Annotated in this window: 19 protein-coding genes; 10 read left to right on the top strand and 9 right to left on the bottom strand. The window is 36.7% G+C overall.

Features of this window, described 5'->3' with window-relative positions; all coding sequences use genetic code 11:
* On the bottom strand, positions 1-2,739 hold the full coding sequence (locus C4F49_RS05770) for a 2-oxoglutarate dehydrogenase E1 component (protein ID WP_196934930.1): 2,739 nt from the start codon (positions 2,737-2,739) through the stop codon (positions 1-3).
* A gap of 160 nt (positions 2,740-2,899) precedes the next feature.
* Entirely contained in the window at positions 2,900-4,159 is a 1,260-nt protein-coding gene (locus C4F49_RS05765; RefSeq protein ID WP_196934929.1) for a deoxyribodipyrimidine photo-lyase, read from the bottom strand.
* Between the two features lie 246 nt (positions 4,160-4,405).
* Here C4F49_RS05765 and C4F49_RS05760 point away from each other — a divergent pair, with 246 nt between their 5' ends.
* The 3 genes from C4F49_RS05760 to asnB all read left to right on the top strand — a co-directional run bounded on the left by C4F49_RS05760 (position 4,406) and on the right by asnB (position 9,086).
* Positions 4,406-5,275, top strand: coding sequence for a Rossmann-fold NAD(P)-binding domain-containing protein (locus C4F49_RS05760; protein ID WP_196934928.1), 870 nt, complete (start codon positions 4,406-4,408; stop codon positions 5,273-5,275).
* A gap of 67 nt (positions 5,276-5,342) precedes the next feature.
* Entirely contained in the window at positions 5,343-7,181 is a 1,839-nt protein-coding gene (locus C4F49_RS05755) for a UbiD family decarboxylase (RefSeq protein ID WP_196934927.1), read from the top strand.
* Positions 7,182-7,394: 213 nt separating this feature from the next.
* Positions 7,395-9,086: an asparagine synthase B gene (gene asnB / locus C4F49_RS05750; protein WP_196934926.1), complete on the top strand. Its 1,692-nt coding sequence runs from the start codon at positions 7,395-7,397 to the stop codon at positions 9,084-9,086.
* A gap of 65 nt (positions 9,087-9,151) precedes the next feature.
* Here asnB and C4F49_RS05745 read toward each other — a convergent pair whose 3' ends face one another.
* Positions 9,152-10,186: a helix-turn-helix transcriptional regulator gene (locus tag C4F49_RS05745; protein WP_196934925.1), complete on the bottom strand. Its 1,035-nt coding sequence runs from the start codon at positions 10,184-10,186 to the stop codon at positions 9,152-9,154.
* A gap of 882 nt (positions 10,187-11,068) precedes the next feature.
* Between C4F49_RS05745 and C4F49_RS05740 the strand changes: the two genes are divergently transcribed.
* The 5 genes from C4F49_RS05740 (at position 11,069) to C4F49_RS05720 (ending at position 16,077) form a co-directional block, all read left to right on the top strand.
* Positions 11,069-12,166: a slipin family protein gene (locus C4F49_RS05740; RefSeq protein WP_196934924.1), complete on the top strand. Its 1,098-nt coding sequence runs from the start codon at positions 11,069-11,071 to the stop codon at positions 12,164-12,166.
* Positions 12,167-12,228: 62 nt separating this feature from the next.
* Positions 12,229-12,990 (top strand): nucleotidyltransferase domain-containing protein, encoded by a 762-nt coding sequence (locus C4F49_RS05735; RefSeq protein ID WP_196934923.1) that lies wholly within the window; start codon positions 12,229-12,231, stop codon positions 12,988-12,990.
* Positions 12,980-14,041, top strand: coding sequence for a DNA polymerase beta superfamily protein (locus C4F49_RS05730; protein ID WP_196934922.1), 1,062 nt, complete (start codon positions 12,980-12,982; stop codon positions 14,039-14,041). Before C4F49_RS05735 ends, C4F49_RS05730 begins: the two co-directional genes overlap by 11 nt.
* Positions 14,042-14,048: 7 nt before the next feature.
* On the top strand, positions 14,049-15,473 hold the full coding sequence (locus C4F49_RS05725; RefSeq protein ID WP_196934921.1) for an RtcB family protein: 1,425 nt from the start codon (positions 14,049-14,051) through the stop codon (positions 15,471-15,473).
* Between the two features lie 217 nt (positions 15,474-15,690).
* Positions 15,691-16,077, top strand: coding sequence for a DoxX family protein (locus C4F49_RS05720; protein ID WP_196934920.1), 387 nt, complete (start codon positions 15,691-15,693; stop codon positions 16,075-16,077).
* A gap of 35 nt (positions 16,078-16,112) precedes the next feature.
* On the opposite strand, the gene C4F49_RS05715 is transcribed toward C4F49_RS05720, so the two are convergent.
* The 6 genes from C4F49_RS05715 to lysS form a co-directional block, all read right to left on the bottom strand.
* Positions 16,113-16,436, bottom strand: a complete 324-nt coding sequence (locus C4F49_RS05715) for a helix-turn-helix domain-containing protein (RefSeq protein ID WP_196934919.1) — start codon at positions 16,434-16,436, stop codon at positions 16,113-16,115.
* A gap of 6 nt (positions 16,437-16,442) precedes the next feature.
* Positions 16,443-16,757, bottom strand: coding sequence for a type II toxin-antitoxin system RelE/ParE family toxin (locus tag C4F49_RS05710; RefSeq protein WP_231388216.1), 315 nt, complete (start codon positions 16,755-16,757; stop codon positions 16,443-16,445).
* A 219-nt stretch (positions 16,758-16,976) separates the two neighbouring features.
* A complete protein-coding gene (locus C4F49_RS05705) occupies positions 16,977-17,528 on the bottom strand; it encodes a hypothetical protein (protein ID WP_196934918.1) in 552 nt (183 codons plus the stop codon).
* A gap of 198 nt (positions 17,529-17,726) precedes the next feature.
* Positions 17,727-18,860: a transglutaminase domain-containing protein gene (locus tag C4F49_RS05700; protein WP_196934917.1), complete on the bottom strand. Its 1,134-nt coding sequence runs from the start codon at positions 18,858-18,860 to the stop codon at positions 17,727-17,729.
* Between the two features lie 387 nt (positions 18,861-19,247).
* Positions 19,248-21,428, bottom strand: coding sequence for a S9 family peptidase (locus tag C4F49_RS05695; protein ID WP_196934916.1), 2,181 nt, complete (start codon positions 21,426-21,428; stop codon positions 19,248-19,250).
* 140 nt (positions 21,429-21,568) lie between these two features.
* Entirely contained in the window at positions 21,569-23,287 is a 1,719-nt protein-coding gene (gene lysS, locus C4F49_RS05690) for a lysine--tRNA ligase (RefSeq protein ID WP_196934915.1), read from the bottom strand.
* A gap of 224 nt (positions 23,288-23,511) precedes the next feature.
* Here lysS and C4F49_RS05685 point away from each other — a divergent pair, with 224 nt between their 5' ends.
* Together C4F49_RS05685 and C4F49_RS05680 are read left to right on the top strand one after the other, a co-directional pair.
* A complete protein-coding gene (locus C4F49_RS05685) occupies positions 23,512-23,760 on the top strand; it encodes a type B 50S ribosomal protein L31 (protein ID WP_196934914.1) in 249 nt (82 codons plus the stop codon).
* A 17-nt stretch (positions 23,761-23,777) separates the two neighbouring features.
* Positions 23,778-25,046 (top strand): putative sugar nucleotidyl transferase, encoded by a 1,269-nt coding sequence (locus C4F49_RS05680; protein ID WP_196934913.1) that lies wholly within the window; start codon positions 23,778-23,780, stop codon positions 25,044-25,046.
* The last annotated feature ends 4 nt before the right edge of the window (positions 25,047-25,050 follow it).

Below are 25,050 nucleotides of genomic sequence, written 5' to 3'. Positions count from 1 at the left end.
TTATTCAAATGATTTATTGATAATAGTTTCCTGTTGTACAGCATGTTTTTTGCTATATCCTGTTGCCGTACTTCCGCTTTCTTGGCGAGCAATAAAGTCGGTAAACTCAAGATTTGTTTTTCTAAGTTTACGGCAGTAAAACGGCCAAGGTCCCATGTTTTCATTCTCTTCCTGAACCCAGATAAATTCAGTCGCTTTGCTGTATTTTTTATGGATAGCTTCTAACTGTTGCGTAGGAATTGGGAACAACTGCTCTAAACGAACAATAGCAACATCCGTACGTTTATCCGCTTGTTGTTTTTCTAATAAATCATAATATATTTTACCAGAACAGAACAATACACGTTTTACTGAAGCAGCTTTTACAGATGCGTCATCGATAACTTCTTGGAATTCTGCCCCTGTGAAATCTTTGATTGGCGAAACTACTTTCGGATGGCGCAACAAACTTTTTGGTGTGAAAACAACCAACGGTTTGCGGAAATCACGAACAAGCTGACGGCGTAATAAGTGGAAATAATTTGCAGGTGTTGTACAGTTTGCTAAAATCAAATTGTCATTAGCACACAATTCTAAGAAACGCTCGATGCGTGCCGAAGAGTGCTCTGGACCTTGACCTTCCATTCCGTGAGGCAGCATCATGACCAATCCGTTTGAACGGCGCCATTTCGTTTCTGCACTTGATAAATATTGGTCCACAATGATTTGAGCACCATTATAGAAATCTCCGAATTGTGCTTCCCAAATCGTCAATGATTGTGGGTTGACAGATGAATAACCATATTCGAAACCTAAAACCGCATATTCTGATAATAGAGAGTTGTAAATATTAAACTTATCTCCACCATTCACTTGCGCTAAAGGAATGTATTTTTCTTCTGAATCTTCTAATGTAAGTACAGCATGTCTGTGGGAAAATGTTCCACGTTGTACATCCTGACCTGAGATACGTACGCGTTTTCCTTCATCCAACAACGTTGCATAAGCCATTAATTCGCCCATCGCCCAATCGTAAGAATCTTTTCCGATCATTGCAGCGCGGTCTTCGAATAATTTGGAGATTTTTCTGAAGAATTTCTTTTCTTTAGGAAGCGTCGTAATTTCTTTCGCCAATTCTAAGAAAGTTTTTTTCGAAACTTTCGTATCTACTGGAGCAAATGCATCGCCTTTTTTAGAAGGGCGCAAACCTTTCCATCCACCAGCAAACATAGGAATGTCATCTGTCAGGGATACCGCTTGCTTAGCTTTATCTAAATCCTTCTGAAGCGCATCTTTAAATTCTTTTTCTATTTCTTTAGAATATTCTTTATCGATAGAACCTTCATCAATCAGTTTTTTAGCATACACTTCTTTTGGATTTGGATGCTTCTCAATTGCTTTATACAACAAAGGTTGCGTGAATTTAGGTTCGTCTGCCTCATTATGACCGAAACGACGGTAACATAATAAATCGATGTATACGTCTGTGTTGTATTTCTGACGGTATTCTACTGCTAAGTTAATTGCATAAACAACAGCTTCCGCATCGTCTCCATTTACGTGGAATACTGGTGAAGAAGTTATTTTAGCAACATCCGTACAATATGTGCTTGAACGAGCATCTTTATAATTAGTTGTGAAACCAACTTGGTTGTTGATGACGATGTGGATTGTTCCACCAGTTCTATAGCCTTCCAGCTTAGACATCTGGCTTACTTCATAAACAACACCTTGACCAGCAATTGCCGCATCACCATGAATCAAGATCGGAGCGATTTTATCTTCGTCTCCTTCATATTTCATGTCAATTTTAGAACGAACCATTCCTTCAACAATTGGATCCACTGTTTCCAAATGCGAAGGGTTAGGAGCAAGGCTCAAATGAATATCTTGACCTTTGTCCGTTTTGATATCTGTAGAAAAACCTAAATGGTATTTTACGTCACCGCCAAATTGAATTTCTGGATCTTCCTCAAACATTTTTCCTTCAAATTCTGAAAAAATAGTTTGGTAAGATTTACCCATGATGTTTGTCAGTACATTCAAACGGCCACGATGAGCCATTCCAATCACAAACTCTTCAATGCCTAAATCTGCTCCGATTTGGATTACCGAATCCAAAGCAGGAATTAAGCTTTCTGCTCCTTCTAATGAAAAGCGTTTTTGGCCCAAAAATTTAGTTCCAAGAAAGCTTTCGAAAACAACAGCTTTATTTAATTTATTTAAAATTCTTTTCTTAAGGTCTTTGGAATAATGAGGCTTGTTGCGCTCTTTTTCCATTTTATCCTGAAGCCACTTAATTTTTTCTGGATTACGGATGTATTTGAACTCAGCTCCAATGGATGTGCAATACGTGTCTTCGATTAGCTGACGGATGTCTCGCAGGGTTGCAGGGCCTAAGCCAACTTCAACACCAGCATTAAAAACTGTATCCATATCTGCCTCTGAAAGGCCAAATGTTTCAAGTTCTTTTCCCGGGTAATATTTTCTGCGTTCGCGAACTGGATTTGTGTGTGTAAATAAATGACCACGATCACGGTAGCCGTGAATCATGTTTAATACATTTATTTCTTTAATCGCGTGCTCAGAGGTCTGAGCGTCTGCAAAATTAGGATTGTCTGAATTGGTTTGACCAAAATCGAATCCTTCGAAAAATTTTTGCCATCCGAAATCTACGGAATTTGGATCTTGTTTGTAAGCTTGATATAACCCATCGATGTAGCTCGAATCAGCGTTACTCAAATATGTCAATTTATCCATTTGGAAGTGTGTAGTATTTTTTTTGCCAAAGTTAGGAATAATAATAGAGTTTGAAAGCACGAATTCCCATTTATTACAACGAATTTATGCGATTTAGGTTTTAATTTTTTGAAATTAAAGCCTACCCGATGGAATGAATTCCCGAAAGTGTTAAGAGATGTTAATTTGTGGGCTCGGCTTCAGAAATATCTAAAGCGATTCCTTTGGGATAATACTTTGAAATTAAATCCTGCCAGCCTAAAGTCGTGTTGTCTTTCTCACTCGTTCCGACTCCTGCAACATGCGCCCAATAGCCGTACTCAGTAGATGGATTGAAATCAATCAAATGCTCTTCGAAAAACGAAGCACCGACAAGCCAATTTATCCGAAGCTCTTTTAATAAATATGTGGCCAATATTTCTCTTAAATGATAAGGTAGGTTGCCCGTCCTTTTCAATTTTAATATCGATTGGTCAATTATTTCTATTCCTGTAGTTGCTTCTGTCCAGCTGATCGAATCGTTTAATTCAGCATCTGTGTACTTCGCCGTTTTAGAAGCAGCGTTAATTTTAAAGAAAACATTTGGGTATTTCTTTAACATAAAGCGAAAATAATCTCGCCATAATAAACGGTTGCTTATTTTGGTGAAACGCATTTTATTTTGACTTAATGCCGATGTATGAATGGTATGGTATACCAAAATTGGCGAAAGACAGCCGTTCGCGATGTATGGTGACAACAAGGTGTAGTCGTATAATCCGCTGTATTTCGGGTCGACAATAATCCTTAATTGCCGTATTCCTTCGTCTTCTCCGCCATGTAGTCGATTTGCAGACTGTTCGTTGTCAATAAATCCTAGCTCCACTAATGTTGGAACTGAGCTTTTTTCCAAATGAGGAGGGACGGTAATCTGTTCGGGAGCAGTTAATGGTTTTCTAACCGCACTTTCTCGTTCAATCTTTTTCTTAAAAGCATTAAAAGATGTTGGGATATCCCGTATTGGGAACGGTAAATCTTCTTTATGGTATAAAGTATGACCGATAAAATGCTTTAGATTGATCTTTCTTTCCCAAAGCGCTGCTTCAACTTGTTCAGAAATTTGGGTTTCTCTTGATGCTACTTCACGATGATGATATACCTCATCTACATCGTATTTGGCAGCGATTGTAGGGAGTATTTCTTCAGGTAAACCAGTGCACAGTAATAAATCACCTCCGATTTTTTGAAGGTTGTCTTTTAAGTTTTGGACACTGTCTAAAATAAATTGAGCTCTCTTTTGCCCTGTATTTTGGTTGTTGAATTTGTTTTTGGTGAAATACCTAGGGTCAAAACAGTATACAGGAATTATAAAAGATCCTTTATCAATAGCTTCCTGCAGGATCTCGTTATCATGTAACCTGAGATCATTCCGAAACCAAACAAGAATCACTTTTTTTTCCATAGACGAAAACTATCTTAACAATCAAGAAATAATGAATATCTACAAATATACTTGTTAAACTTTTGCCAATCTAGATATTTTATGTTTAATTTTGACTTTTTACATAGTAGAGACACTTTTTCTCCTAAACTTAAGCCCCCTAAATATCCAAATGAGCTGTTTTGTAACATTTTGTTTTTTATTAAACTTTCGTGTAAAGGAAATGTTAATACTTAATAATATCAACTTGAGTCTAATTGTTAGAAAATGGAAGTATTGATAAACGGGTTGAATACTTATCTTGGGAGTCGGGCGGCAAGCCATTTGCAAGACAGTGAATTTACCGTGAACGGCATTGTTCGCAATTTAAACGTCTTTAATTCTAGAAGCAAAGAGTCAACAACGGCTGAATTGCATGAAGTGGATTTGATCCGCAAGGGAAAGTCTTACGATGATTTTTATTTGAAAAATCTAGACATTGCTTTTTATTTCACTCAAGTACATGATTTCTCAGACAAGTTAACGCTTAATCTAGAAATCATTTCACTAAAGAATTACATCCAATTAATCAAGATTAATCAGTGCAAGCGTCTAGTTTACGTTGCAAGGCTGATGGACAAAAATTACGTCTCGATAATTGAACAGCTGTTTAAAGAAAGCGAAATCGATTATACGATAGTTTTAAAGAACGTGGCAATCGGAAAAGGTTCGGTTGTTGATGCCTACATCAAAAACCTTTTGAAATTTTCTTATGTGCCCTATGTTAAGAAAGTGGCAAATATCAATTTCCGGCCAATCGCTGTTTTAGATGTCCTAAAATTTATTAAAACGGTTACTTGGAAAGATTATTTTGCCCGCGAAACGGTAGAGTTAGGCGGTCCTAAAGAAATGACTTTTCAATCGCTTTTTTCTATCTACGCAACGTATTTCTCTCCAAAATCAAAATTCTACGGAGTTAATGTACCTAAATTTATTTTGGATTTGATCCACAAACGTTACCATCTGGTCAATGGTGAAGACTATATGGAGTTCAATCGTTTAATGAAATTCGAATACCCGATAGATAATACAGTTTGGGTCAAAAAAATACCATTTCATTTTACGCCCATTTCTCACACGATACGCACAGATTGTTAACCATACAATCCGAAATCCCGTCCTAATTAAATATTATGCTATTTTTGTAATCATTAGCTAACAAAAAATGGGATATAAAAGTTTGGCAGCTTGCGTTGCTGATTTAGAAAAACATGGACATTTAGTACGGATTAAAGAAGAAGTCGACCCTTATCTGGAAATGGCGGCCATTCACATGCGGGTTTATGATCAGCAAGGGCCGGCTTTGTATTTCGAAAACATCAAAGGTTCGAAATTTCCTGCTGTATCTAATCTGTTCGGAACGCTTGACCGTTCTAAATTTATGTTCCGCGATACCTTAGATCACGTCAAAAAATTGGTTGATGTGAAAATGGATCCCATGTCCGTTTTGAAAAATCCATTTAATTACGTGGGTTCTTCCTTAGTCGCTCTTGGTGCTTTGCCTTGGAAAAAGCGGGCAGGCTCACCGATTCTGTATGGACAGACTAAAATTACCGAATTGCCTCAGATCGTAAACTGGCCTATGGATGGCGGCGCATTTGTGACCATGCCTCAAGTCTATTCTGAAGACGTGGATAAGCCAGGAATCATGGGTGCTAATTTGGGCATGTACCGTATTCAGCTTTCGGGAAATGAATACATTCCGAATGAAGAGATCGGATTGCATTATCAATTGCATCGAGGGATCGGGGTGCATCAAACCAAAGCCAATGAGTTAGGCCGTCCATTGAAAGTAAGTATTTTCGTAGGTGGTCCGCCATCGCATCCATTGTCGGCGGTAATGCCGTTGCCCGAAGGTTTATCAGAAATGATCTTTGCAGGAACCCTAGGAAATCGACGCTTTCGTTATTTTTATGATGATGAAGGATTTTGCATTTCATCCGATGCAGATTTTGTCATTACCGGAACGGTCTATCCAAATGAAAATAAACCAGAAGGGCCTTTTGGCGATCATATTGGCTATTATAGTTTGGTTCATCCATTTCCGCTGATGAAGGTGCATAAAGTCTATCACCGTCAAAATCCGATTTGGTCTTTTACAGTTGTGGGCCGTCCTCCACAAGAAGATACCAGCTTTGGCGCGTTGATTCATGAAATTACAGGAAGTGCGATTCCGAAAGAAATCAATGGCTTGCATGCAGTTCATGCTGTTGATGCAGCGGGTGTTCACCCTTTGCTCTTCGCAATCGGAAGCGAGCGCTATACGCCTTATCAGAAAGTTGAGCGTCCTCAGGAATTATTGACGATTGCAAATCAGATTTTAGGAAAAAATCAATTGAGCTTAGCAAAATATCTTTTTATTGCTTCGCAACAAGATAACCCTGCTTTAAATATCCATGATGTTGAAAGTTTTCTTTCACATATGCTTGAGCGCATTGATTGGACTAGAGATGTTCATTTCCAGACAAAAACAACAATCGATACGCTAGATTATACTGGAGACGGATTGAATGCCGGTTCCAAAGTAGTTTTCGCGGCAGTAGGAGACAAGAAAGTTGATTTGCTCAAAGAAATAACAGCTCAATTCGATTTGCCTAGACCTTTTCAGCATGCAAAACTGGCCTTGCCAGGCGTTTTGGTTTTGGATGGTGTTGCATTTGAATCCTATGAGGCCGAGCAACTGAAGGTCGAGGAATGGAAAAAAGCATGTCGCGATACCGATTGGAACGGAATTAAATTGATTGTTTTGGCTGACGATGCAGAATTTACAGCTAAAAATAGCGATAACTTTGTCTGGGTGACCTTCACTCGAAGCAATCCGGCATATGATATTTATGGTGTGGATAGCTTTACGGAGTTTAAACATTGGGGATGCAAGGGTCCGCTTATTATCGATGCGCGTACGAAACCTCACCATGCCCCGGCATTAATCAAAGATGAAACTGTAGAGAAACGTGTAGAACAGTTGGGCGCAAAAGGAGCATCCTTGCACGGCATCATTTAAATCTTGCGTTTGCGATATTTTCAAGGAATGAATGTTTTCATTCCTTTTTTTTATTCAGATTAATAACAATAACTTAATATTTGTATTTAAATCGTAATATAATGTCATTTTTTTTAAAAAAAATGCAATAAAATTTAAATTATGTTATGAATTTAATTATTTATTTCTTTTCTTTGTAGTGTTGAAATTAAAATCATTTACAAAGTATACTATATGTGTGGAATTGTTGGAGCTTTTGACTTAAAGCAAAAAGAAGAAATTTTAAGACCTCAGGTGTTAGAAATGTCAAAACGCATTCGCCATCGTGGACCAGATTGGTCTGGGATATATAGCTCAGAAAAAGCCATATTAGCGCATGAACGTTTAGCAATCGTAGATCCAAAATCAGGCAGCCAGCCTTTATTCAGTCCTGATGGGCAAGTTGTGCTAGCGGTTAATGGAGAAATTTATAATCACAAAGAATTAAGAGAGACTTTACCAAATTACCAATTTGCTACCCAATCGGATTCAGAAGTTGTTTTGGCTTTGTATCTTGAAAAAGGGGCAAAGTTTGTTGAAGATTTGAACGGTATATTTGGTTTTGCATTGTATGACGCGCGCAACGATTCTTATTTAATCGCTCGTGACCATATGGGAATTATTCCATTGTATTATGGACGTGATGAGAACCAACAATTATTTGTTGCGTCAGAATTAAAATCATTAGAAGGATTTTGCACAACTATTGAGCAATTCCCTCCAGGACATTATTTATATAGTTCGGAGAGTGCAGAGCCTCAAAAATGGTATAGCAGAGAATGGGAATCATTTGATGCGGTGAAAGAAAATGAGACAGATATTGCCAAATTGCGCAAAGCTTTAGAGGATGCCGTTCATCGCCAACTAATGTCCGATGTTCCTTACGGAGTACTGCTATCGGGCGGATTGGATTCATCAGTCATTGCGGCGGTTACTAAAAAGTTTGCTTCTAAGCGAATTGAATCCGGCGATGAAGAGGATGCTTGGTATCCACAGCTGCATTCTTTCGCCGTAGGCTTGAAAGGCGCTCCGGATTTAATCGCGGCAAAAAAAGCTGCAGATCATATCGGAACAATCCATCACGAAATTAACTTTACGATTCAGGAAGGTTTAGATGCCATCCGCGATGTCATCCAGCATTTAGAAACCTATGATGTGACGACTATTCGTGCTTCGACGCCGATGTATTTGTTATCTAGGGTGATTAAGTCCATGGGAATTAAAATGGTTCTTTCAGGAGAAGGTTCTGATGAATTGTTCGGAGGCTATTTGTATTTCCACAAAGCACCTAATGCACAAGAATTTCATGAAGAAACAGTCCGTAAGCTGAAAAAACTATACCTATACGATTGCTTGCGTGCGAATAAATCACTAGCGGCTTGGGGCGTTGAAGGTCGAGTTCCTTTCTTGGATAAAGAGTTTATGGATGTGGCGATGACCATTAATCCTGAAGATAAAATGATTCGCAATGGTCGGATGGAAAAATGGGTCGTGCGTAAAGCATTTGAAGATTACTTGCCAGAAAGTATTGCATGGAGACAAAAAGAGCAATTCTCGGACGGTGTAGGTTACAGCTGGATCGATACATTGAAAGAGCAAGCAGAGCAAAAGGTTTCGGATGCTGAATTTGCTGCGGCGGCTGAGCGTTATCCCATCAATCCGCCAAAAAACAAAGAGGAATTTTTGTACAGAACAATTTTCGAATCGCATTTTCCATCGGATGCAGCGGCGAAAACAGTTCCTTCTGTGAAATCTGTTGCGTGCAGTACACCAGAAGCTTTGCTTTGGGATGCATCATTTCAAAATTTGAACGATCCTTCGGGAAGAGCTGTTGCTGCGGTTCATAACGACAGTTATGAGAAAGCTACAGCGGAAACAATCGCGTAATTTCACCCTTTTATTAACTTCTACATATGGAGCGAGTATTTGTTTGATAACGAATACTCGCTTTTTTATGGAGTTGAACTGACTGCTTTCTCTTCATAAAGCTTACAAGTTTCCATCAAGCGCCTTTTAATCCTTCCAATCAAAAGTCGAGGGTGAAGTACTTTGACGCATTCTCCAAAACCTAAAATTTCACGTTCCAGTTCGTAATTTAAAACAACATCAATTCGTATCATGGTTGTTTTTTCGTTCTTGCCTAAAACGACTTGAGATTCATGCAAGGGCTTTGTAATCACATAAGGCGCATGGTCATTTGCAAATTCTAAAATTATCTTATGCGGACGGTCTCTTTCGCTTTTGGACACACCAATTAAATCATTGTAGTATCTGTCAAAATCAACGCCTTCATAGGCATAAAATGGTTCATTTGGCAATTCCTGAAATTCCACAATCCGATCCAATGCCAGATTCAAAATTCCAGGTCGCTTTTTCGCTTTGCAAATCAAAAACCATCGATTTCTATATTCTTTCAGCATGTATGGAAAGTAAATCCCTTGGTTTGCGATTTGCGCTTTAAACGATTTGTATTCTATTAATAATGCGCTTTTACTTAAAATAGCCTGATACAATGGAGGAATGCATTCTAATCCTTTAACCAAGCGATTGCTTTCCAATTGAATATTATTGCCGGTTTGTTTGGTGGATTTATACAGGTTGTTTTCCAAACGTGCAATCATATCGCTCATTTCATCGAAATAGTTGAATGCATTAAACTGCTTGAGAACACCTACAATTTCTTTCATTTTATCCACATCCGACTGATTGATTGGAGCTTTGGTAATGCTATAGCTTAAATCTTCGTAAGAATAAAAACGACGGTCTTTGACAACAATCGGCGCATTGTAGCCCAATTTATCACTGCGCATCAATTGAATGTCCGCTTGAATAGTCCGTTTGCTTACGCCTGTTGTGATTCCTTCTAGCTCATAGAGTGTTTCGGAAACTTTTTCTATCAAATCTTCTAAAGTCCATTTTCTGAAGCGGTTTTTTAGACAGTCATCAATGGTCTTGTACCGAATAAGCGCTAATTTATTAACAGCCATGAGTTATCAGTTTTGAAATGAATTATAAAATTGATTGGTAAAAACACAACTAAATATAACGAGTATATTTTAAACTGCGCAATGTAATTGCGTAGCATAGACTATTTTACTATTTTTTTTGTAAAAAATCAAATTTATTAATTTGATTTTCAGCTAATTGTGATTTATGTTGAAATTAATTTTTAGTGCGCAATTCGGTCGCGTTACTAGGGTTGCATCTTTGTAATGTCGCAAGTCGATAGATGTTCTTTGATACATATTTACAAATAAATAAATAAGATATCCCGAAAGGGATGGCAATACTAAATAAGATTTTATCCCAAGTCGCGGGTTTCTGAATAGCCCCGAAGTTTTCGAGCGATAGCGAAGAAAATGCTGATAGAGATTATATAGGTTTTGTCCATAATGTTGCGGTCGTGGGTTCGAATCCCACTTTCGGATTTATCCGGAATAGTTCAGTCGGTTAGAATACAACACCACTATGCAGGTTCGAATCCTGCTTCCAATCCACTTGGAATAGCAAAATGGTAATGCAATAGAATAGTCTTAAACACTATTTTACAAAGAAGAACAACTTTTCAAATGTTCACCGAATGAGCGTTGTGAAAATGCATTTGGCTTCAGGATTTTCTAATTCCGAAAAGCAAATTTGCGTTTTGCTCTGCAGGCATCTGCAAAAAGAGAATTGATTTAAAAATCAACTCATTTAATCCAGAGGCTGAAAAACTTGAACAAGTTTTATGCTTAATGGAACGAATAGATTTAATTTTTAAACACAGCTTGGTCAGCTTTTGCTTCCGCAAAACATAAATAAATGTGTTTCGCAACGCTTTTTAAAAGAAGAGAAATAAACAAGAGTTATACATTTTAAACATCATTAACATGAAAAGAGTAACAATTAACACCAATTATGTTGGATTGGTGTTTAAAAACGGAGAATTTAAGCGCGTATTAAAAACTGGAAACCACTGGTTATGGTTTGGAGAAAAAGTCATTTTGTATGATTTAAGCAAAGACTATTATTTCACTAATTCCGAATTGGATGGTTTATTACAACATAATGAGTTTACCAATTTGATTGACTTGATTTTAGTTGGCGATAATGAATTGGTTTTGGTTTACCAAAATGGAAATTTCAAATCCGTTTTGACTGCCGGAAGGCATGTCATCTGGAAAGCATTGTCAATAAATGAATTTGTAAAAGTAAATACCGATTCGATTGAAATCGATCAAGCGATTAACAAAAATTTGTTAGACAAGGCTCCTTTATTGAATTTCATTAGAGCTTATAAAATCGAATCTTTTGAAAAAGGTTTGTTGTTTATCGATGGGAAATTCGATTCAGTTTTGGATGCAGGAAATTATGTGTATTGGAAAAACAGCACCATGATTCAAGTCTTAAAAGCGGATACAAGACAATTGACGATGGAAATCATCGGGCAAGAAATCTTGACCAAAGACAAAGCGCAATTGAGATTGAATTTCAGTGTTCAATACAAAGTGGAGGATATCATCAAAGCTTTGTTGGAGAATAAAGATTTCGAAAAACAGTTATACATTACGATTCAGTTGGCTTTGAGAGAATGCATTGGCTTGATGACTTTCGATGAGTTGATGGAAGGGAAAGAGAAGATTGCAGAGATGGTCATGAGCACTACAATTGAAAATGCTTCCGCTTTAGGTGTAAAATTAGTGAATTGCGGTGTCAAGGACATTGTTTTGCCAGGTGATGTCAAGGAGATTATGAATCAAGTTTTGGTCGCTGAAAAAAGAGCACAAGCTAATATCATTACACGTAGAGAGGAAACGGCTTCGACAAGAAGTTTGTTGAATACGGCGAAATTGATGGAAGATAACGCGATGTTGTATAAATTGAAAGAGATGGAATATGTTGAGAAGATTGCTGAAAAAATCAATACAATCAGTTTATCAGGTAGCGGACAGATCGTCGATCAATTGAAGCAAATTTTTGTAAAATAACAAGTAAATTTAGATGCCCTCGGTCAGGTGAATGTGGCCTGCCGAGGATTAGATTAGAAATTATGAAAGAAATAATTGAAATTAAATTATCTGAAATAGCATTCGAAAATAAAATAAAAATCCTTTTTGCTTGCGAATCAGGAAGCAGAGGATGGGGATTTCCTTCGCCAGATAGTGATTTTGATGTTCGTTTCATGTATGTAAGAACGACAAATTTTTATTTGTCTGTTTCAGATTATAGCGATCAGATAGATTTTCCTATTAATGATGAATTAGATATTAATGGTTGGGATCTAAGAAAAGTGCTTAAACTTATAAGCAAGTCCAATACAACAGCCTTTGAATGGTTGCAATCTCCAATAATTTATCAGGAATCAGAGAGTTTTAAAGATGAATTGTGGAATATTTGCCAATTTTATTTTAATCAAAAATCAAATATTCACCATTATTTGGGAATAGCAAATAATGCTTTGGAAACTATTGGAAATGAGAATGAGATCAAGATAAAGAAGCTTTTCTATGTACTTCGTTCAATGCTTTCTGCAAAATGGTGTTTGGAGAGAAAAACAATTGCTCCGATGAACATAAGTCCACTGTTAACATTGGTGCCTGATAACTTTCAAATCATGATCAATGAGCTAATTGAGTTAAAAGCAAATTCAGCTGAGGGGCAGTTGATTGAGATTGATTCTGATTTGAAAGAGTATATTAATAATGAATTTGAATATTGCACCAAAGAATCAAAAAAAATGGAAAAACAATATTTTGATATTGAAAATTTAGACAGGTTCTTCATAGAAACATTAAGAAAACATGACAATTAAGGATATCAAAGAAAATAACCTTTTGCTTTTTGAATGCGTCAGTGGTAGCAAAGCATACGGTTTAGATACGGAAAAATCTGACACGGATATCAAAGGGATTTTTTATCTGCCAAAAGAAAAATTTTTTGGTTTGACTTATATCCCACAAATATCTAATGAAAGCAATGATGAGGTATATTATGAAATCGGGCGATTTGTAGATTTATTGATAAAAAATAATCCTACTATTCTTGAAATTTTGGCGAGTCCTGAGGAATGTATTTTATACAAACATTCATTGATTGATAAAGTGAAGATGAATATCGTGTTGTCAAAATTATGTAAGGATACGTTTTCTGGATATGCGTTAACACAGATTAAAAAAGCTAAAGGATTAAAAAAGAAAATTGTAAATCCAATTGCGAAAACAAAAAAGAGTGTTTTAGATTTCTGTTTTATTACCGAAAATTATTCTTCCATTAAAGCCAAAAAATGGCTTTCAGAAAGGGGATATTCAAATGCAAAATGTGGCTTGTCTAAAATTCCAAACAGTAAAAATCTGTATGCTTTATTTTATGATGTTGATAATCGTTTTAAATACAAAGGGATTACCAATAAGGATACAGCAAATGAGGTATCTCTTTCATCGATTCCTCCAGAAGAAAATTATGTGGCTTATTTATTTTTCAATCAAGAAAGTTATTCAACCTACTGCAAAAAATATCAAGAGTATTGGGAATGGGTTGACAATAGAAATGATGAACGGTATAGCTTGAATAAAAGGCATGGTAAGGATTATGATGCAAAAAATATGATGCATACTATTCGGCTTTTGCAAATTTGTTTAGAGATTTTTAAGGAGGGAAAAGTTGAAATTAAAAGACCGAATAGAAAAGAATTATTAGCTATAAAAAATGGAGAATTCGAATATGATGAAATTCTGAACTTAGCAGAAAAGTTGAAAAAGGAAATAGATCAAGAGTTTGAAAAAAGCAAACTTCAAGAACAACCAAGTAAACAAATACTGGAAAGTATTCTCGTAGAAATAAGAGAAGAGCTCTATAAAAATTAAATGTACAATGAAAGATAAAATAACAGGAAAGCACCTCTTACACGTTGGTTTTTCAGAAGGAAAAATCCTTGGAATGGCGCTTGAAATCATAGAAAATAACTTTGCTGAGAAAGATGGAAGCGAAGTGTTGGCATTAGTAAGGAAAGTAAAAAAATATCCAGAAAGCTTTTTGGATGATGAAATTTTCAAAGATTTAGCAACTGCAATTCTTTATGAAAATAAAATAAATTCCGATGAAACCATTCCTTTGGTTGAAAATTCGAAAAATTATACAGTTTTTGGAGCAGATTATATCGAGCAAGGTGCAACTGATCAAATGGATATCGCAATGAAACTTCCAGTCACGCTGGCTGGTTCGTTGATGCCCGATGCGCACCAAGGTTATGGTTTGCCTATAGGTGGAGTTTTAGCGACTCGAAATGCGATTATTCCTTACGGCGTAGGCGTTGATATTGGTTGTCGAATGGCTTTGAGCATTTTCGATATTCCAGAGAAACATTATTTCGGAAAAGACGCCTTTTACAAACGTGAATTGATTGCCCATACCAAGTTTGGTGCGGGACAAAATTTTAAAGACAAGGAACGTGCAGACCATGAAGTTCTGGAAGATGAAGCATTTAATTCTACGGACTTTCTTAAGCGATTGCATGGCAAAGCTTGGGCACAATTAGGTACTTCTGGAGGCGGAAATCATTTTGTTGAATTCGGAATTATCGATTTTGCGGAGCGAGATGGGGTTCTGAATATAGACAAAGGACGGTATGTGGCTTTATTGACACATTCGGGTTCTCGGGGTCTGGGAGCAACAATTGCAGACCAATACACAAAATTGGCGAAAAGCATCTGCAAACTTCCAAAAGAGGCTGTTAATTTGGCTTATTTGGACTTGAATACTGCGGAAGGCCAAGAATATTGGATTGCCATGAATTTGGCAGGAGATTATGCTTCTGCTTGCCATGAGGTTATTCATAAGCGCCTGACAAAAGCCATTGGAGCAAAAGTGCTTGCGAAAGTCGAAAACCACCACAACTTTGCATGGAAAGAAACCTTGGACGGGGAAGAAGTCATTGTACATCGGAAAGGAGCGACCCCTGCCGGAAAAGGCGTGATGGGAATTATCCCAGGAAGCATGACGGCACCAGGATTTTTGGTGCGAGGAAAAGGAGAAGTCAGTTCGATTAATTCGGCTTCGCATGGTGCTGGTCGTCAAATGAGCCGTTCGCAAGCTTTTAAAACTATCGCAAAAGCGGATATGAAAGCGATTCTGAAAGACCATAACGTCACTTTGATTGGTGCAGGTTTGGATGAAGCTCCGATGGCTTATAAAGACATTCACAAAGTCATGTCTGCTCAAACGGAGCTGGTGGATGTTGTTGCTACATTTGAGCCTAAAATGGTTCGGATGGCGGATGACGGAAGCCGTGAAGATTAATTGAGCGGTTTAATAAATTGGCGAGTATTTCGAATAGATACTCGCTTTTTTCTTTATTGGTTTTTTAGGATAAATAATTGCAATACAGTTAATTATTTCCTAAATTGATTGTCAATTCGTTTTGACAGATAGTTAGGGATTAAGCTTGAGCTCATTATTTCATGAATAAAGAAAACCACTAAGCCCTTTCCTGTCGGAATTTGTAAAAGTATTTTATATGAATACATTGATTTTGCGTATTGCGGTTGCAGTGATTATGCTGGCACATAGCATTCCATCACTTGTCACAGGTTCTGTAAATGATTTTGGAAATGGGTATCTTAATTCACAAGGATTTGAACCCATTGGATTGTACCTGGCCTGGCTGATTAAATTGTCGCATATCGCCTGTGCAATTCTGTTGATGATGAACAAATGGGTAAAGCCCATCTGCATCATTACTATACTAATTTTAATCGCCGGTATTGCGATGATACATTTTCAAGAAGGCTGGTTTGTAGTAGGAGGTGGAAGAAACGGGATGGAATTTAATTTTTTGCTAATAGCCGTTTTACTTAGCATTATGTATCCAAATGGATGGAGTAAAGAGAAGGGAGCTGAGTAGATTGTGACCAGGCATTCGACAAATCGAGAGGTCTTTTAATAAACTAAACTTTTACTGTCTAATTCTACGTTAAAATTCACTTTCGCACCCAAGGCATTAAAAACTTTTAATATAGTTTCAAGCCTTGCATTTTTGACGCTATTTTCAATTTTTGAGATTTGAGCTTTCTGAACTCCAACTAGTTCGCCTAATTGTTCTTGGGTAAGATTTCTTTCCTGTCTAGCTCTCTTGATTGCCTGTCCTAATAACTCTATTCTTAACTCATTTTCAAATCGTTCTCTGTCGTCAGTCCCTCGCTTGCCAATATGTTTGTCAATCATTGAATCTAGCGGAACAGTTTTAAATTTGATGTTTTCCATAAAAAATTACTTTGCCTTATTCTCTAAATAATGTTTTCTTATCTCTTCAGCTTTTTTAAGTTCTTTTGCCTGCGCCTTTTGAGTCTTTTTTAAAATTCCGTGTGTTGCTACCACTAACGTTTCTTTTCTGTCTATTTTGTCCCAAAATGCAAAAAGCCGATAGTTCTTGCCTTCGTACAACGTTCTAAATTCCCAAATAAAGTCACTGATTTTTTTAAAAAGTTCTTTATCGTTTATGTACTGAGCTTTCCGAATGTTATAATAAATTTTTTCTCTAGTTTTAGCATCGAGATTATTCAGAAATTCAACTGCTTCTGGCAAAAAATCAACATTAAATTTGGATTCATTATACAGTTAATCAAAGATACAAAATTTCCTAATTGGGAAACAAAAATATATAGTTAATCAATTTAACATTCTTTCTTTGTGCCTATGCTTTGATAAACAAAAGCATTTATATAAAAAAAAATTAAAATTAACTAATGCTGAAATCGATTAGAATTAAGCACAAATTACTGCTTGATGATGGCAGTTTGTCATCTAATTAATGTATCTGCCTGTCCGTTTCAACTCATCAATAAATAAATCCCAATTAGCTTCTATTTTTTTAAAATTCGCTAATTGCTCAGGATTTGTAATAGTTTCTGATGCTAATATTTTACCGGTTGAGTATCCGCTTAAGATGTACCATTTGTTTTTTTCAGTGGTCGCCCCATCAATCATGCTGTTGTCAATTAATGAATAATAAAGGACAGGTTCATTGTAAAGAACGCTAAGCAAAGAGGAAGCAACCTTTAGTGTGAACAGGGGAGAATCCCCAGTAGCATACACATTTACTTTAGACCCTTGCGCTATCGCTTCTTCTAATTGTTCTCGACCTATATTGTCAAATATAAGCTCACCAGTATGCGCATTGTAGGATTTGATATTCAACGTAGCAATCACTTCATCGGTGCTCGATGAACTATTTTGAATAGTTGAACCGGCTACAAATTCTAGTTTTAGAACGCTTGTGTTAGAATTGGGACTATCCTTTTTGCACGATGAGCAAATAATAAGTGAACATATCACGAAAAGATTGAACGCTTTCATATACTTTATATATTTATGTCGAATTACTTTGTAAATTTTCAATATAAGCAAAATACCTATACAAAACCTTTTTATTCCAATGGATAACTATCTTTCAACTAAAGATTAGCAAGAGTAGATAAAATTTAATTTCTGGACTAATTTATCAATGTACGCTAGGGCATTATTTCGGATAAATCCATATACTTTTTTAAAAACCTATTCAGGCTTTGCCCAAAACAACTCTGGATTATTAGTTTTATAAAATGTATATTTCATTCCAGTAGAATTGTTTGTTTGTTCTTTCTTTTGTGGGGTTTGGTTTAATCCATCTAATGGCAATAACTCAACGTATGTTAGCTCTTTACTGCTCATCTTTGTTTCTGTATTATACGTGCTAAATAAGATTGCTTCCAAGCGATACAAATTTTTTGCCATATATTTATTGAGGTATTCCTGCTTTGTTTGTAAATGTTCCCTGTTCCAATTCGCGTCTGCATTAAGAACCAAGGGCTCTCCGTTAATCAATTTTTCTCTTACTTCTTGTATCCCCAAGAGGTTTCCTTTTTCGTCCATAACATAGGCATCAAAAGTTGGGTCTATCCAAATCCACTTTCGTAACTCTTTGCTGTAAACGGAATTGATAACATGGCATTCATCAAACTGCATTTCTTTAGGCATGCATGTTATATGTCTTGACTTAATTCCCATCGATAAATAGCATTCGTTTAAAATAGTTGCCAACATCCTGCAATTCAAGCCTCTATTTTCAATCTTGCATACTTCTATTAAATCAATAGCATTTTTGGAAGTTGGATTTTCCAAACTACCATCGTGTTTAATTAAATCGTGCAACCAGTGCAATAAATTAAAAATTTGAGACAGTTCTGACCCTTTTCCAGCGATAGAATCTAATTTAAAATCTTGCCTTAATTTTTGGAGATCGGGATTATCGAGCGATTCATATTCGAATTTTGGGAAAAATCGATTGTCTGAATAGTCGTATTTTTCTGCTTCTTTTAAAATATCGAGCCTCGATGGGATATGTTTTATTTGGGTTCTTGCCGTATCTTTACCATTTAATAAGATAATGAAATCGTATTCTTTTTTAGGCTCAATTTTGAATGCTATTGAATCAATATCTGTATAAAAAGTAACATCTTTAGCAGAAGTCGAAAAGATATCTAGTTTCAAGTTTGGTTCAATTTTCCACACATTTCTATTTAATTCATTATCCTCTCTAATATCCACACGTGTTGAATTTGCTTTTACAATTGGTAGGTTGGTTTGAGCAAACACAGCTGGCGACAGAAGGATTGAAAATATGAATGCTAAAAGTTTCTGATGTTTCATTTGAATAATATGTTCGTAAATGATATTTATTCTTGGAATCTAAAAATCGATTTTTGTTAAAATTCTAATTTGCCAATATTTTTATGTCTTTCGATATTCGATTGTAAATCAAATATATATGAAAGCGTTTAGATTTTAAAATTTTTGCAGGAATTTAGTTGACTGAAAAACAGCCTTTTAAAAAAAAGATATATTTGGTTTTAGGTATAGTAAATTATTGGTTAAATAATTTCCATTCAATTACTCCAAAAAGTCTAGGAAAAGAAATACTGATTCAGCTTCTCCATAAATGAATAACAAACAACAAACCCTAATCCTAAGTCAACATCATTGACTTAGGATTAGGGTTTTAAATGCTTTTTTTTTCTAAATAAATTTGCCTAAAGCTTATAGCTTACCGCGTAAAGCATCCCCAAAATAATCAGCAATCTTCTGGTACATGTGAACACGCTCTTTTCCAGATACATTATGTTCGTGCGATGGATACAAGAAATAATCGACTTGCTTGCCGGCTTTGATAGCGCCTTGAATAAATTGCATGCTATTTTGCTGAACAACAACTGGGTCTTGTGCGCCATGAATAATCAAAAGACGGCCTTTTAGTTTATCCGCTTTGTCCTCTAGGGAAGTCAATTTGTATCCTTCCGGATTTTCTTGCGGTGTATCCATGTAGCGTTCGCCATACATCACTTCATAGTATTTCCAATCGATTACGGGTCCACCAGCGACGGCCACCTTAAAGATATCTGGATGATGAACCATAAAGGAGGTCGTCATAAATCCGCCGAAGCTCCATCCGAAAATTCCCATTTTAGATTGGTCTACGAAAGACTTGCTTTTCAGAAAATCAATCCCTTTCAATTGGTCTTGCATTTCTGCCTGACCCAATTGACGATGTGTAGCCGATGCGAAAGCTTTTCCGCGTGCATCCGTACCGCGATTATCCATACTGAAAACGATATATCCTTGCTGTGCCATGTAGATATCGAAATATCCTGCTCCACCTAACCAACGATTAGTCACCAATTGCGAATGTGAACCGCCATATAAGTAATACATAACCGGATATGTTTTGTTCGGGTCGAAATCGCTTGGATAAATGATGCGACCAGTTAATGGCGTTACGCCATCAGCAGACTGTAGTTCTACAAATTCAATTTTCGGATTGTTAATCTTTCCTACAAATGGATTTCCAGCTTTCAAGATTTCGGTAGAAGTTCCTTTTTTAACATCGAGAACCTGAATGTTATTTGGCGTTGTCAAATTGCTGTACTGGTCCAAAATGTAAGTGCCAGTCGTATTCAATTTCGCAGAGTGGGTTCCTGAATCTTTTGTCAGCTGTTTTGTTTTCGCTGTTTTTAGATTGACTTCAAATAACTGTCTATCTAAGCCGTTGTTGGTAACTCCCGAATACAGCACGCTTTCTCCTTTAGCTGTGAAGCCAATAAAATCAGAAACCACCGTCTGTTCAAATCCTAATGATTTAAGTAGTTTACCGTCCGTATTGAATAAGTAAAGCTGATTAAATCCATCTCTATCCGACTGATAAATAAATTCATTTTTGTTTTTCGGAGAGAAAACCAAAGGATGTTGAGGCTCTACCCATGTCGTGGATTTCTCTTCAAATAAAGTTTTTACAAATGAACCATCCTTAGCCGCATATTGATTTAATTTTAAATGATTTTGTTCTCTATTTAAAACACCAACATAAATAAATTCGCCAGAAGGGTCCCAATTAACAGCAGTAAGGTATTGTTCTTTTGGTTCGCCGGTTTGCAACGTAATTTTTTGCTTTGTCTTCGTATCATAAATCACCAAAGTTACTTCCTCGCTTTTCATTCCCGCCATCGGATAGCGGACGTTTTTCACCGTAGCCACGCGTTCTTCCCATTGGATTAACGGATAGTTTGTAACCATTGTCTCGTCCTTGCGATAATAAACTAGTTTATCATTTTGTTCATTCCACCACATTCCTTTATTGATGCCAAATTCTTGACGATGGGTGTAGTCCGAACCGTTAACAATTCCGTCGATGGTATCCGAAGTTACTTCTGTCACTTGACCTTGCTTGTCGACGATTGAAATATTCTGACCGACTAAGTAAGCCACTTTAGAATAGTCTGAAGTCAGCTCTTGATTCGTGCCTTTATTCGTTGCTTCTATAAAATTGCTGATTGTTTTTGTATCCGTAGCATAATGGACATAGTAAGTCGACTCTTCAGTTTCTACCGTAAACTTGATAGTCTGCTTGTCCAGCCAATTATAATCGTAAGGAAATATGCGCAAAGAAATCTCTTTGCCAGAAAATTTTTCTTTGAGAATTTTCTCCAAATCAGCTTTGCTAATTAATACTTCTTCTTTCCACGAAGATGTAGCAGAGCGTTGCATCAAGTTTTGGTAAGTCGCATCTAAATAGGTGAAGGTATTGCTTTCAGGAATCCATGCGGTACTCAGCAGATTTTGTACGGCATAGGTTCTTGGGCCAAAGACTGTTTCTTCAATGTTTAAATTGCGCTGAGCGAATGCATTGGAAGAAAGCAATAAGAATAAGAAAAGTAATTTTTTCATTGTTATCAGTTGCAAAAACAAAACCTTCATCTTTTTTTAACCCAACAGCCATGAGGTTTATAATGGCTATCGGCAATAATTGCATGTAGAAAAAATGGCGATTTATTTTCATAAAGCGCCATCTTCTATTCCTTGTTTATTTAGTTGAACCAAGCTAGAACTTCGTCTTTACTCGGCATCGTTAAGTCTAATTTTAATTTTTTGCGCATTCCGCCCAAATCATTGAAAACCTTATTCGGATTTGCCTCTCTTAAAGATGCAACTGTGTTGAAGCCCATTTTTTGGATTGCTGGAACCCATTCCAATGGAATTCCGGCCGTGACGTAATCTTCAATAGAATCCAATTTAGCAATTTTCTCAGGTCTCATTTGAGGGAAAAACAATACTTCTTGGATTGAAGGATTATTCGTCAGGAACATAATCAAGCGGTCCATTCCAATTCCTAATCCTGAAGTTGGAGGCATGCCATATTCCAACGCTCTTAAGAAATCCTGGTCAATGAACATCGCTTCGTCATCTCCTTTTTCAGATAATTTCAATTGTTCTTCAAAACGTTCGCGTTGGTCGATTGGGTCATTTAATTCTGAGTACGCATTGGCAACTTCTTTACCACAAACCATTAACTCAAAACGCTCCGTCAACTCAGGATGCTCCCGATGCTTTTTGGTCAATGGAGACATTTCTACCGGATAATCCGTAATAAATGTCGGCTGGATAAAATTACCTTCACATTTCTCGCCAAAAATCTCATCGATTAGTTTTCCTTTTCCCATTGTTTCGTTGACAGGAATTCCCATTTCCAGCGCTCCTTTGCGAATCTCATCTTCTGATTTTCCAGTAATGTCAAAGCCAGTAAACTTTTTGATGGCTTCAGTCATGGAAACCCGAGGGAAAGGCGCTTTAAAATCTATTTCTTGGTCGTTGAATACTGCTTTTGTCGTACCATTGACTTCAGTCGCACAGTATTCCAACAAACGCTCAGTAAAGTCCATCATCCAATTGTAGTCTTTATAAGCTACATAGATTTCCATTACGGTAAATTCTGGGTTGTGTGTTCTGTCCATTCCTTCATTTCTGAAGTTCTTCGAGAATTCATAAACACCTTCAAAACCACCGACAATCAGTCTTTTCAAATACAATTCATTCGCGATGCGCAAATACAATGGAATGTCCAATGCATTGTGGTGCGTACTAAATGGTCTCGCTAAAGCACCTCCAGGGATGGATTGCAAAACCGGCGTTTCGACTTCCATATATCCAGCTTCGTTAAAAAACTGGCGCATTGCCGTATATAGTTTTGTTCTTTTAACAAAAGTTTCTTTGATTTGAGGATTGACAATCAAATCCACATAACGCATTCTATAGCGTTGTTCAGGGTCAGTAAATGCATCGAAGGTTTTTCCATCAGCTTCTTTTACGACTGGTAAAGGGCGTAATGCTTTTGTCAGCAAATGCAATTTTTCTACGTGGATACAGATTGAACCTGTTTGGGTTGTGAATACATAACCTTCCACAGCGATGATATCGCCGATATCCAAAAGTTTCTTGAAAACCGTGTTGTATAACGTCTTATCTTCTCCAGGACAAATATCATCGCGCTTTACATAGGCTTGAATTCTGCCCGTAGCATCTTGCAATTCGATAAAGGAAGCATTACCCATTACTCGACGGCTCATAATACGGCCCGCCAATTGAATGTTCTTATAATTTAACTTATCTCTATCGTAGTTTTCTAAAATGTCTTTTGCGTTCGCATTAACCTTAAATTCATCAGCTGGAAAAGGGTTTATGCCCAAATCTTTGATGGCTTGAAGATTTTGCCTGCGTTGTTGTTCCTGTTCAGATAATACAGTACTCATGATTTTTACCTAATAAAATAAGTTGCAAAAATAGGAAATTAACTGCTTAACAAGGTTGTTTTGTTGGTGAAATTTAAAATATATTGTTATATTTAAACCTGCGATTTGCAAATAGAGGGGCTAAGCAAAGTTTGAAAACTTAATTTTTTTAATATTTTGTAAATGATACAAAAATAAATTATCTTTGCACCTCGATTGTTGAATATACGTAATTACAATATAAAATGAAAAAAGATTTACATCCATCAAATTATAGATTAGTAGTTTTTAAAGATATGTCTAATGAATATTCTTTTATTACTAAATCTTGTGTTGATACCAGAGAAACGATTACTTGGGAAGATGGCAATGAATATCCATTGGTGAAATTAGAGATTTCTCACACTTCACACCCATTCTACACTGGTAAAATGAAGTTAGTTGATACAGCGGGACGTATTGATAAATTCCGTACTCGTTACAACAAAAAATAATTACTTTTTAAAAGTAGATGAAAATCCCGATACGCTTAGCTTATCGGGATTTTTTGCGTAGTTTTATCGTTATGTCCGTAGAGATTGTTTTGTTTGACCGAGCGCCTTGGCGTTCAAATTTATTGCCTCTTGTTGCGACAAGACCCGTTGGTAATCTGCGGGTTGGGATTTTGACATTAGATGAAAAATGGAGTAGATTATTTCAAACAAACAGCTCATTTTTGACAGAAGATTACCTTCAAAACGCATTTATTGCTCCAAATTCACAAAGCAATGAATTTTTGGTTATCCGTGCTGATTTTTTGCCTAGTCCTGAATTCGTGGAAGCATTAACCCAGTTAAAGATTTCGGAAGTTCTAGTTTTCCAAAACGAATGGCTTGCATATCGGACAGATAGAAAGGAATTTCCTAATGCTGAGAATCTGTTGGATTCTTTCACAAAGGTAGATTTTGAAGGGGAAGTAAAAAGAATAGAACATCCCGAACATATTTTCTTGTATAATGCTGAGCAAATAAAGCTCGATTTCGAATTGATTACCAACGCTCGTAGTTCAAAAGACATTTCCGCGACGAATGTGGTGCTAGGCAATGATTTGTTTGTCGAGGAGAACGTTTCGATGGAGAATTGTTCCTTAAACACGACAAGCGGACCGATTTACATCGGCAAAAATGCCGTGATTGAAGAGGGCTCTTTTCTAAAAGGCCCGATTGCAATAGGAGAGGGTTCAAAGGTAAAGATGGGAAGTAAGATTTATCCGAATGTTACGGTTGGGAATGGAAGCACCATTGCTGGAGAAGTGAATAACACGGTAATCTGGGGAGATTCTGCAAAAGGGCACGATGGCTATTTGGGTTGTGCGGTAATCGGTCAGTATTGTAACTTCGGCGCGGGCTCGACGAATTCGAATTTAAGAAATGACTGGAAAACCGTTACATTGTATTCCTATACGGAACAAAATTTCCGCGACACCCATTTGCTGAAATGCGGAATGATTATGGGAGATTTTTCATTTTGCGGTATACAGTCTTCATTTACAACAGGTACGGTAATTGGCGCTGGGGTTCAGTTGGCTCTTTTGGAATATGTACCAAGATTTGTGTCAGATTTTACTTGGCTGACCAATCAAAAAGACGAACTTTACGACTGGCAAAAATTTGTCAACATGTTGGAAAGAAGAGGAAAAGCTACTGGAAATTTTCTAAACGAAGAAAAAACATTAATTTTAAAGGCTGTATTTGAGCAGGCTAAAGAAAATAGAAAAGAATTTAAATCAACACTAAAATAATAAT

The sequence above is a fragment of the Sphingobacterium hungaricum genome, assembly GCF_015210005.1.
Lineage (GTDB): Bacteria > Bacteroidota > Bacteroidia > Sphingobacteriales > Sphingobacteriaceae > Sphingobacterium > Sphingobacterium hungaricum.
The sequence above is the reverse complement of the archived record's forward strand: the minus strand, read 5'-3'. Positions and strand labels throughout refer to the sequence as shown.

Coding starts and splice junctions, on each gene's coding strand:
- C4F49_RS05770 (WP_196934930.1), bottom strand. CDS start 2,739: ATGGATAAATTGACATATTTGAGTAACGCTGATTCGAGCTACATCGAT.
- C4F49_RS05765 (WP_196934929.1), bottom strand. CDS start 4,159: ATGGAAAAAAAAGTGATTCTTGTTTGGTTTCGGAATGATCTCAGGTTA.
- C4F49_RS05760 (WP_196934928.1), top strand. CDS start 4,406: ATGGAAGTATTGATAAACGGGTTGAATACTTATCTTGGGAGTCGGGCG.
- C4F49_RS05755 (WP_196934927.1), top strand. CDS start 5,343: ATGGGATATAAAAGTTTGGCAGCTTGCGTTGCTGATTTAGAAAAACAT.
- asnB (WP_196934926.1), top strand. CDS start 7,395: ATGTGTGGAATTGTTGGAGCTTTTGACTTAAAGCAAAAAGAAGAAATT.
- C4F49_RS05745 (WP_196934925.1), bottom strand. CDS start 10,186: ATGGCTGTTAATAAATTAGCGCTTATTCGGTACAAGACCATTGATGAC.
- C4F49_RS05740 (WP_196934924.1), top strand. CDS start 11,069: ATGAAAAGAGTAACAATTAACACCAATTATGTTGGATTGGTGTTTAAA.
- C4F49_RS05735 (WP_196934923.1), top strand. CDS start 12,229: ATGAAAGAAATAATTGAAATTAAATTATCTGAAATAGCATTCGAAAAT.
- C4F49_RS05730 (WP_196934922.1), top strand. CDS start 12,980: ATGACAATTAAGGATATCAAAGAAAATAACCTTTTGCTTTTTGAATGC.
- C4F49_RS05725 (WP_196934921.1), top strand. CDS start 14,049: ATGAAAGATAAAATAACAGGAAAGCACCTCTTACACGTTGGTTTTTCA.
- C4F49_RS05720 (WP_196934920.1), top strand. CDS start 15,691: ATGAATACATTGATTTTGCGTATTGCGGTTGCAGTGATTATGCTGGCA.
- C4F49_RS05715 (WP_196934919.1), bottom strand. CDS start 16,436: ATGGAAAACATCAAATTTAAAACTGTTCCGCTAGATTCAATGATTGAC.
- C4F49_RS05705 (WP_196934918.1), bottom strand. CDS start 17,528: ATGAAAGCGTTCAATCTTTTCGTGATATGTTCACTTATTATTTGCTCA.
- C4F49_RS05700 (WP_196934917.1), bottom strand. CDS start 18,860: ATGAAACATCAGAAACTTTTAGCATTCATATTTTCAATCCTTCTGTCG.
- C4F49_RS05695 (WP_196934916.1), bottom strand. CDS start 21,428: ATGAAAAAATTACTTTTCTTATTCTTATTGCTTTCTTCCAATGCATTC.
- lysS (WP_196934915.1), bottom strand. CDS start 23,287: ATGAGTACTGTATTATCTGAACAGGAACAACAACGCAGGCAAAATCTT.
- C4F49_RS05685 (WP_196934914.1), top strand. CDS start 23,512: ATGAAAAAAGATTTACATCCATCAAATTATAGATTAGTAGTTTTTAAA.
- C4F49_RS05680 (WP_196934913.1), top strand. CDS start 23,778: ATGAAAATCCCGATACGCTTAGCTTATCGGGATTTTTTGCGTAGTTTT.